Annotated in this window: 6 protein-coding genes and 2 pseudogenes; 6 read left to right on the forward strand and 2 right to left on the reverse strand. The window is 62.5% G+C overall.

From position 1 onward, the window contains the following. Nucleotides 1-1,277: 1,277 nt before the first annotated feature. From BY998_RS24130 to BY998_RS22925, 4 genes are all read left to right on the forward strand, one after another. Nucleotides 1,278-1,931 carry a hypothetical protein gene (locus BY998_RS24130; protein WP_146221842.1) on the forward strand — a complete coding sequence of 218 codons (654 nt, stop codon included), beginning with the start codon at nucleotides 1,278-1,280 and terminating at the stop codon, nucleotides 1,929-1,931. A 198-nt stretch (nucleotides 1,932-2,129) separates the two neighbouring features. Next, nucleotides 2,130-2,528 carry a hypothetical protein gene (locus BY998_RS22915; protein WP_146221843.1) on the forward strand — a complete coding sequence of 133 codons (399 nt, stop codon included), beginning with the start codon at nucleotides 2,130-2,132 and terminating at the stop codon, nucleotides 2,526-2,528. 699 nt (nucleotides 2,529-3,227) lie between these two features. Further along, on the forward strand, nucleotides 3,228-3,497 hold the full coding sequence (locus BY998_RS22920) for a hypothetical protein (protein WP_110354002.1): 270 nt from the start codon (nucleotides 3,228-3,230) through the stop codon (nucleotides 3,495-3,497). Nucleotides 3,498-3,637: 140 nt separating this feature from the next. Next, nucleotides 3,638-3,847, forward strand: coding sequence for a cold-shock protein (locus BY998_RS22925; protein ID WP_110354003.1), 210 nt, complete (start codon nucleotides 3,638-3,640; stop codon nucleotides 3,845-3,847). Between the two features lie 326 nt (nucleotides 3,848-4,173). Here the strand turns inward: BY998_RS22925 and BY998_RS22930 are convergent, their stop codons facing one another. Both BY998_RS22930 and BY998_RS24915 read right to left on the reverse strand, forming a co-directional pair. Continuing rightward, on the reverse strand, nucleotides 4,174-4,422 hold the full coding sequence (locus BY998_RS22930; RefSeq protein ID WP_110354019.1) for a hypothetical protein: 249 nt from the start codon (nucleotides 4,420-4,422) through the stop codon (nucleotides 4,174-4,176). Nucleotides 4,423-4,716: 294 nt separating this feature from the next. Beyond that, a pseudogene (locus BY998_RS24915) lies at nucleotides 4,717-5,009 on the reverse strand (hypothetical protein); the annotation flags it as partial. 263 nt (nucleotides 5,010-5,272) lie between these two features. Here BY998_RS24915 and BY998_RS22940 point away from each other — a divergent pair. Together BY998_RS22940 and BY998_RS22950 are read left to right on the forward strand one after the other, a co-directional pair. Next, nucleotides 5,273-7,426, forward strand: coding sequence for a methyl-accepting chemotaxis protein (locus tag BY998_RS22940; protein WP_181425598.1), 2,154 nt, complete (start codon nucleotides 5,273-5,275; stop codon nucleotides 7,424-7,426). Between the two features lie 2,028 nt (nucleotides 7,427-9,454). Next, a pseudogene (locus BY998_RS22950) lies at nucleotides 9,455-9,616 on the forward strand (helix-turn-helix domain-containing protein); the annotation flags it as partial. Between the last annotated feature and the right edge of the window lie 5 nt (nucleotides 9,617-9,621).

Here is a 9,621-nt window from a genome sequence, read left to right on the forward strand (position 1 = left end):
CGCGACGGACTGCCTCCGTCGTGGTGGCGCTTCCATGGAGAACCTGGCCCATAGCGCATCCCTCGCAGCATGGTGGTCAACCGTACCACCACACCGCGGGATCAAACACCTAGGAGAACGCGTCGGTGGTGTTTAAGCATTTAGCCGTTGCAGCTTCGAACAGTCATCGACGGGTGACCCACTACCATAGAGATATATGGATTCTACCTCGACGGTGGCACAGGACGGTGGTACAAACGCTGTCGAAGTGTGCAGTCTAAGTGTCTGTTTTTGCTTATTTTTGCAGGGAAAGTGGGCAATCCTTTCCTGGGCACCATCAGCTGGCTAAGCCGCTGACCCGCAAAGAAGTATCGACAGATCATGTGGTTAGCTGGCCTGCGTGGTAAGCACGTGAGGTGCGCACATGGTCCTTCTGATGCCTCAGCCCTAGCTCCGCACCGGTTCTCACGTCTACCGTCTCCACAGACGCGTCCCTGCCGACCTCGTCGCACTTGTCGGCAGACGGGAAGTCACCGTCAGCCTCAGTGGCCCTAAAAGTCGCCGATCATCGCATCAATGGCGGTCTGATCCCGTTCGAATGTATTATCCATCGACAGGTGGCCTTGCCTCACGCGTTTCAGGAAACGCATCATCGGCCAAAGTCCTCGGGCAGGATATGCCCGCCCACAGCCAAACAGAGTTCCGCTGCGTCTGGAGGGCAAGTTCCAGACCCTCGTTATGCGGACGGTGCATTCCACGACACCCATCCGGCGAACATCTATTTCTGATGACGATACAGTCCGCTACAAGTGTCGGACTGAGTGCCCGATACCCGCCCCCGGCGGTCCTTAGCTTGATCAAGCCGATTGAGCTTGGAAGCTAAAGCGAAATAACATCAGCATGAGAGGAGCATAATAGCGGCTTCGTCTCAGCTAAATGACAAATATTTTCGAATAATGTATGTGTAAATAATAATACGATCCCGTATATTTATTTTTAAAACAACAATCCGCAAGAAGTGATTAGATTGTCATCCGCCATTCACTGTCGCACGCAAACTCTGTTGATCCGGCTGACATTTCTGCTACGTTCTGGTCGAAATGAGGTTTCCTATGCGCCTTGCATTTCGTCCCGTGATACTCGCCACCGGTCTTTTCGTTGCTTTTCCAGCATATTCCCAGTCTAATTCGCCTTGGTCGCCTCTAAGCTACAAGATAGCAGACGGTTGGGCATGGGATGTAGGCTCGGGCATGTGGCGGAACCCGCGGCCTGTCTTGGATAAGACTACAGGAGAGTGGGTGTACCAGACCCGTCACCCCTCTTCGACCGCTTGCTGCGACAAGACTGGCCTCTCGTTCCCGATGGGTTCGGTGAACGAGAAAATCGGGGAGGCCGAGCCGCCCCGACGGAAAAAAGTCCGGCCGTCGAAGTTGCGCGAGGCACTCCGCGCAAAGCTTAGGGCGAAATTGGCGCGACCGGTGGATGACGTCGATGCCGATATTGCGGGGATTCATGCGATGCAGGGGGTTCCTCAAGCGGCGAAAGATGCCGTGATAAAGGACCTTGAGCGCAAGCGGTCGCGGCGGAGCGGCGAGCGGCCGACGCCTCAGGCTCGTCAGGCGATCGACGACGATGCGGCCGAGACAAGCCAGGGAGCGGGCTCAAGCCTGTATGGGCAGCTTGCCGGACAGAGTTCAAACCAGCTCGAAAACACGGCGAGAAACCGTCGTCGCGACTCGTCCAACGATCCGACCTTAGGAAGCATCGTCGGTGCCGGTCTCGCCGCAGGCGTGGCGATCGGCAGCGGGATCCGCGCGGGTCAGGTGCCCCGGTCCCGGTCAACAACTGCGACGACCTACGCGCCCGCTCAGCCGCGGCGCACCGCGCCGGCCATGCCAGTTGGTCGCGACTACAACCCCAACCGGAGCACAATCTCCGGAAATATCCCATAGGAACGCGCTATGAAGAATCGTCCGCGTCGTCACTTGCCAGTACTCGTTATAGCCGTGGTCGCACCCGTCCTCTTTGGAGCATGGTTCGAAGCCCCAACACCGGAGTACAGGGATAGCACCGCTCAGCAAGGCAACGACTTCGGTGGCGCTCCGGCTTCGCGAGGGCCTGTCGGCCTCGTAATTACCAAGAACACAAACATGTCCGTCGAGAATTTGGAGGAGAACGTCAGGCGAGGCAATGCCATGATTTTCCAGAACGGCGCGATGTTGGAGGACCTCGATCCCGTTTATATGCATGCCAAGCTGCTAGCTGCACTCAAGGCGAAGTACCCGAATGTGCGGCTCGCGCCGTCTGTGGCGGCATCGGTGAAGTCGGGCAACACCCATTCTGTCGAAACAGATGTCAGGACGGCTCTCGGCAAGTTCAGCGGCCAGACAACCTCTGTGTCCATCACGCTCGTTTTCAAGGACGCCAAGGGGCGGACCGTCGGCAAGCTGTCAGGTCAGGGTCGTGAGACTTTAGGCTACCCAGCTGTGACCTATAAGCTTCAGGAGGCCGCGGACATGGCGTTGGCACAAGTCGCGTCCAGGCTTTAAGGCGTTACAGTGCGCTTCAGCCGCTAGTCTAAGATATCGTTGACGTTGCGAGTTGGGCTTCGGTTTCGGTGTCGGCCGCCCGGCTCGGGACGAACATTGCCCCATCGGAATGCCTGACGTGCTAAGTGCAGGGCGTCAGTGCCGAAGCGCACAATGAAATCGGTGCAACTCTCGTAGAAGTTTGCCCAGGCTGTCGAGTTGACGTGGCGACAGGGCGGCGAGGTCGGGCGAAGGGCATCGAAGGTCTTGCTCCATTCGGCGGCTTCGAGCGGAAGCGGGTTCGAACGCGAGTTCGGGAATAAGCTCCAGTGCTGCCGGCTGCGATCGGGCCGGTCGGCATAGGGCGTTTACGTTGTAAGGACAGCCACTGGGGCGGCCTGCTGCGCGAGCGCATATGCCGCCTTGACGTAGCGACCGGCCGCCTCGCCGGTGTCGCCTGCCTCATGGCCGTCACGGCCCTCTACAATCCAGCCTGAAACCGCGACTCAAACAAGCTCTGAAACTTTCCTCATCGTCCTACCGTACAAGCCTCCGACATGGCGAAAAGAACAAGCGCAAGGAGATATCCTGAGCGATCGGCCAGTCATGCCCAAGGCTTGTACTGCCCGAAATTTTCTCCTATTTTCAGGAACTTACGCTGGCATTTTTTTCTTTCCCTCCGGTCGGACTGGCAACGCTGGTCTCTGCAGGAGAGAGTTCATGAACAACCGTACCCTGGCCCTCGCAGCAGCGGCTCTGATGGGCGGCCTCGTCCTGAGTGCCGGCTCGGCGTCCGCCGCACCGTTGTCGGTCAGCAGCGTTCAGGCTGACTCAGCCATCGTCACGCAAGTCCAGATGACGCGGATGGAGCGACGCATGATGGAGCGGCGGATGATGGAACGTCGCATGATGCAGCGGCGAATGGACCGCCGGATGGACCGGCGCATGATGGAACGGCGGATGGATCGCCGGATGATGAACCGCATGTAAGGCGTTCCGGGGAGGGCTTTAACGCGAGCCCTCCCGCACTTCAGGTGCCCGAGACCGCTGCCCCGATCGATTTTCAGTGGCAATGGAGCGCGTAAGCCCCGCCGCGTGTTAGGCCTTTCTCTGGAATAGGAGAAACACACATGGCGACGGGTACTGTGAAGTGGTTCAACGACACGAAAGGGTATGGCTTCATCCAGCCCGACGACGGCGGCAAGGACGTGTTCGTGCATATCTCCGCGGTCGAGCGCGCCGGTCTCCGCAATCTGGCGGAAGGGCAGAAGGTGTCCTACGAGGTCGAGGCTGACCGCAGGAGCGGCAAGGAGTCGGCCGGGCAGCTTCAGGCCATCTGATAGGGATGCCCGCGCCCCGGGAAGGAATATGCGGAGCCAGGACAGGTTGATGCTGCGCCAACCGAAAGCCGCATCTTGAGCCGGAGCCGCGTTGCGTCTCATCGCGCCACCGTGTGGACACGGCACGTTACGCCCCGCCAGCCCGTGAGCAGATCGAGCGGCGGGGCTGCTCATTGATTGTTAACCACACCGCCCCCATCTCAGGGACATGCCGATCGCGATCCTGTCGCTCGATCGGACGCGGCCACGAAGCTGGGATTGAGGTGACGCCGGATGTACGCGCACCTTCGTTCCAGCTCCCGTGGCCGTTCTCTTTTCCGACCGCCTCAGAAGGCGGCGGCCTGCTTCACCCGATCGTCGGTGGCCGGGACCTTCCACTGGACGGCGCCGGGAAGGGCATAGCCGCCCTGGCGGTGCACCGAGCCGATATTGGTGGCCAGACCCCGAGTCTCCAGGGTGAGGGCACCGACCGTCTTGGTGTTGTCGATGCCAATCGGCTCGCCCGCGAAGGCGGTGGTGGCGACCAGGGTCAGCGCCAGGGCGGCGACAACGCGCGAGATGCTCTGCTTGGACATGGTGCTCAGCCTCTTCATCGTTCTTGCGGCGGCCCCCCGTCGCTTCATGAAGTGGAATGTGCGGGCACCGGCTCCATGAATCAAATGGGATGATTTCATAATGGGAATCGATGGCGCGCATTCTGTTCGGCTCGATCTCAATCTGATCGTGGTGTCAGACGCGACGCAGCCGACTGGACCGTTCGGGCGTTGAGGGAGGCTATTCCCGATCGCGGCGGTTGAGCCTCAGGGCTCCCGACCGCGAGCGCGCCGGCTGCCGCGTTCACCCCGTTCGCGTGTGGCCGGCGCGTCCCTCTACCCGTAGGGACCGCGCGACAGATCGCCGAGCGCCTTTCGCCGGAACAGCGTTCGCCAAACCGCCTGCGCCGATGCTCCGGCCGGTCGTGGAGCATGTGGCAGCGCTGGCACCAAGCTACGAGGTTCCCCGCGCTGTTGTCGGCTGTGTCGTGATTTCGATGGTCGGCGGCGAGGACAACCCGCGTCGTCCGTATCTCGCCAAGCATGTCGCCCGCGCCGACCTCGATGCGGACGAGTCCGCCAGCACCGTCGCGCCAGGACGCCGCATCAGGGTTCCATCACCGTTCATCGCTTGAGCAGACGCAGCAGATCGAGGCCAAGGAAGGCCCAAGAACACAACCACTGGGCAGCGGCAGCACGCGCCTAGCCTGGAGCGTTTGTCCCAAGCTACCGACGGCGATGCCCAAATGCCTCGCGGTGACCGCAACGCATGGATGCAGACATTTTCGCGCCGCAGCAATGCGAAGGCCGCCGCAAACCGTCTTTTATTAAAACTTAAGTCTCGCGCGGGCATCACCCCGGGCAGTAGAGTTACAACTTGGCCTGCCTGACTATGTTGAATGCATCCCGCCTCGGCGTTCGTTTGCCTGCGACTACCATCGGTCTCGCCCTCATAAGCGCTGCCGCCATGGGCGTCTTCAGTTGGTCATCCGCGCGGTCAGGTCTGATTGAGGCCGCGGGCGCTCGCCTGGAACTCGCGGCCGCCGCCCGACGCGACGGGATCGAGTTGGTCGCCGATCGCATGCAGGCGGATTTTTTGGCGGCGGCGGGGCATCCGCAGCTCGTCTCGAACTTTCCCGACCTCATCGAGAACCTCGACCCGTCCAAGCCCGACTTCGCTGAGATCGTCGGGGCCTTCCAGGCGCCCGCGACCGTTGAGGCGCGCGTTGCGGTGGACGCCACGCCCGCGACCGCGATGTATGGCCGGCGCCACGCCAAGGTGCAGGACGTGGCCCGCCGGATCGTGGCCGAACCGGGATACGCCGATCTGATCTTCCTCGATGAAGGTGGTCGCATCGTCTACACGACGACCAAGGGCGAGGATTTCGCAAAGTCGCTCGATGACCCCACCCTCAAGAGGACCGGCCTCGCGCGCCTCGTCGAACGCCTGAAAGGTCAAGATCCGACGGTGACCGCGTTCGAGGACTTCGCCGCCTACCCGGTCGGCGCCGGCCCCTCGGCCTTCATCGGCCGGGCCATGACCAAGCGGGCCAACGTGGCCATGGGTACGGCCCAGGCGGCGGAGCGGATCGGCTTCATCGTTCTGCGCGTGACCCCCGCCCTGTTCGATCGGACGCTCGCCAAGCGCGCGGGCCTCGGCGAGACCGGGCAAATCCTGGCAACGGGCGCCGACGGACGGCTGCGCTCGAACCCTCCTCTCAACCCGGCCGTGAAGGCCGGCGCACCTGTCTCTGATCTCGGCTTCGGCATGGCGCAGCTCGCCGGCGGCAGCTTCGTCTACCCGGCCGCGAATGGAACCCACCGAGCGGCGAGCGCCACTGTGTCGGTGCTCGGCGCACCCTGGACGGTCGTGGCTGAACAGGCGGAGGCGGAGGCTGTCGGCGCCGTGCAGACGCTCTCGCGCACGCTCGCCCTCACTGCTTTGGCCGTGCTCGTCGGCACGGCCGCCCTCGGCCTGCTGCTCGCCCGCTCTATCGTCGGCCCGCTCGGCGCGCTGACCCGCGCCCTGAAGGCGCTCGCCGCCCGCGAGGCGCTCGCCGAGGTGCCGGGCAGCCGCCGCCGGGATGAGATCGGCGACATCGCCCGGGCTGTTGTGACCATCCGCGACATGTCGCTCGAAGAGGCTGCCGAGCAGCTCAAGACGACGGAAGCCGCGCGACTGCGCGAAGAGCAGGCGCGCCGCACCCTCCTGCGCGATCTCGCCGATCGATTCGAGCGCTCTGTGGGCGGCATCGTTGGCGGCGTAGCGCAGGCTGTCACGGGCCTCCAGGCCTCGTCCGCCGCGATGCGCAGCGCCGTGGCTGGAACGGCCCAGCGTTCGACCAGCGTCGCGGGTGCTGCGCACCAGACGGCTGGCAACGTCAACGCCGTGGCGGCGGCGGCTGAGGAACTCGGCGCGACCGTCGAGGAAATCGGCCGTCAGGTGGAGCAGGCCGCGGGAATGTCGGCGGCCGCGGTACAAGCTGCCTCTCGTACCGAGGCGACAATGGCTGACCTCGCCCGGGCGGCGGCCCGTATCGGTGATGTGGTCGGCCTCGTCTCGACCATCGCGAGCCAGACCAACCTTCTTGCATTGAACGCGACGATCGAGGCGGCCCGTGCGGGCGAGGCGGGCCGCGGCTTCGCGGTCGTCGCCGCCGAGGTGAAGGAGCTGGCGAGCCAGACCGGGCGGGCGACCGACGAGATTGGCCAGCAGGTTGCCGCGATCCAGAGCGCGACAGCGGGCGCCGCGCAGGCGATCCAGGATATCGCCCGGCAGATCCAGGCCATGAGCGGCGTGACCACAAACATCGCCACGGCCATCGAGGAGCAGGGCGTCACCACGCAGGAGATCGTGCGCAGCATGTCCCAGGCGTCAGCCGGCACTGCGGAAGTGACGGTCAATATCGCCGAGGTCGCGCAGGAGGCCGAGGGTGCCGGACTGGCCGCCGAGGCCGTCTCATCGGCCGCCGACGGCCTCGCCAGCCAGTCCAGCGCCTTGCGCTCGGAGGTGGAGCAGTTCCTAGCCAATGTGCGTGCCGCATAAGGCGAAACAGGCCGTCGTCCGGCAACGAAAGTGCGGCGCCGCGCGGATGATCGACTTCCCTCAAGCGATCACCCGCGCGGTGCCCGCCAGCCCGCAGCCTTCGCTCCGTCCTTCGAGCAGAACATACGCTCGCCCGACGCCTCGTCGACCTGCGTCCGCTCGTAATCGCGCGGTCCGGGCATCTGGTAGATCCGATCGCCCTTGCGCGAGATGTTTCCCTTGATGGCGCATGTGCCCGCAGCGGTAGCTGGTGGCATTTTCGGCGAGGGGATCGGGCCGTCCGGCCCGCCGGGCGCGGCCATACCCATATCCATCGCCCGCGCGCCCTCCGCCAATCCCGCGGCGCCGTGAACCGGCCCGCCCAGACCTCGCGCTTCGCCTGCTTGGCCGCATCCTCCTGCGGGACGTAGGCTTCCGAGTAGCGCCTGTACGCCATGCCTTGGGCCTTACTCGACGAGCCAGCCGTTCAGGTCGAGTGCACCGAGCCAGCAGACCCGATGGTGTGCCGGTACCATTCTATGCCCATGCGCTCGCGCGGGCCGCTTTCAGCGGCAAGGTAGTACAGCAATACTCCGCATCGGCCGATGCTTGATGAAGTAATAATTCTGTCGGAATAGATTTATTCAGGATTATTGTGTGCTAGGTTTTTATTTTTTGTTTGGCTAAAAAACAAATCTAAAGAATGTAATTAGATCGAAGCGTGGGAATCGGGCGCTTCCGAAGCATCAAAGACACACTGCTTCGCCGTGAAAAGGTTCTGCGGAATTAACTCACTCCTGATTTCTTGAAGCCATTGACTCCAATCACAGCGGCGGTTCTAAGGAGCGAAAAGAGGGGCGTTGCAATGGTTGGATTTTTTGGCCGCGTTGCGGCGACTTCCGTATTCGCGCTTGCGCTAGGCGCCTGCAATAGCTCCTCAAGCTCAATGGGCGAGGCTTTGCAACTGGCAACCAGCGCCACACAGCTTGCTGCAACCGCAGTCACATTAGGTTCGTACCGGCCGCCCTCGTCATCTGCCAGTCGGGCCTCTGTTCCAGCAGTTTCCTCCGGCAACGGGTATAGCCAAGCAGGCGCTTTTGACGATTGCGCGAGGATGTATGGCATGGCTGGCAATGCAGCCGGTCAGCAGGAGTGCATTCGCCGACGTGATAGCATGAAATCGCTTCACTGATGCGCGCCGCGATCTTTATTGTGCTCGTTGCTCAATTGGGGACGACGTCAGCCAAAGCTGCGAGTGGCTTCATATATGACCATTTCGTACGTGAGTGCGAGAAGTCTGGCGGCCGAGTCGGTACAACGCGTGCTGAGGCTGACGCAGGTGCACGTTTCGTCTGTGACCGTGGTGGAGCGTCAACCTCTGGCGCCTCCACTCGCTTGCCGCCGAAAACCGCTCCGCCCGCACCTCGATCCTGCGAGCATGAGGTGCCAGCCAATGTCAATTGGGTGTTTGCTGATCGTGGAGCGCAAGCCCGGTATCGAAATGGGCTCTATAATGGCCTAGACCCGTTCGAAGCGGTCGTTCGTGCGCAGGGCCATAACCCACCGGTTCAGGAGATGCTGCGCCGGTGCGGACGAATTGCACGTGATTACGTTGCTAACCGTGTCGCTGGGCGTGTGCCGGGTGCCGATCGCACCCCAACGGTTCCGCCGGATGAGATGAGACTGCCGTTGCGACCACCCACAGCAGCTGATTGTGGCTGCATCAGCGTCATTCCAGCTGTCTCAACAGCAAATGGGCGGCCCACTTATCGCGTCTCCAATCGCTGCAGTTATGCCTTGGAGGTCTCTGCATCTTTCAGCGGCGACACCTTGCCATTCGGCGCGCGCGTTGATGCTTTTACCTCTTCTGCTCGTGCGGGCATTCTAGGAGAGGGAGACGGAGTGACGGTGAGCCCGCCTGAAGGTTGGACAGTGAACAACATCGCGGCCGTCGGGCTCCGAACACGCGGAGGCCGTCTGAATTGCCCCTTCTAGATGTTTAGTCCCTTTGTGTGGTGGTACGCCTGAGACCGCATGGAGGGACGCGCTATGGGACAGGCTCTCCACGGCAGCGCCACGACGACTGAGGCGATCCGTCGGGCCATCCAAGCTCGTCAAGAGAGTGTGAGAGCGGCGGCCAAGCGCTATGGCGTCAGCCCGACGACCGTTCAGAAGTGGCGGGGTCGAGAGACGTCAGTGGACGCCCGCATGTGACC

Source organism: Methylobacterium sp. B4, from assembly GCF_003201865.1.
In the GTDB taxonomy this organism is placed as follows: Bacteria; Pseudomonadota; Alphaproteobacteria; order Rhizobiales; family Beijerinckiaceae; genus Methylobacterium.

Coding starts and splice junctions, on each gene's coding strand:
- BY998_RS22915 (WP_146221843.1), top strand. CDS start 2,130: ATGTCCGTCGAGAATTTGGAGGAGAACGTCAGGCGAGGCAATGCCATG.
- BY998_RS22920 (WP_110354002.1), top strand. CDS start 3,228: ATGAACAACCGTACCCTGGCCCTCGCAGCAGCGGCTCTGATGGGCGGC.
- BY998_RS22925 (WP_110354003.1), top strand. CDS start 3,638: ATGGCGACGGGTACTGTGAAGTGGTTCAACGACACGAAAGGGTATGGC.
- BY998_RS22930 (WP_110354019.1), bottom strand. CDS start 4,422: ATGTCCAAGCAGAGCATCTCGCGCGTTGTCGCCGCCCTGGCGCTGACC.
- BY998_RS22940 (WP_181425598.1), top strand. CDS start 5,273: ATGTTGAATGCATCCCGCCTCGGCGTTCGTTTGCCTGCGACTACCATC.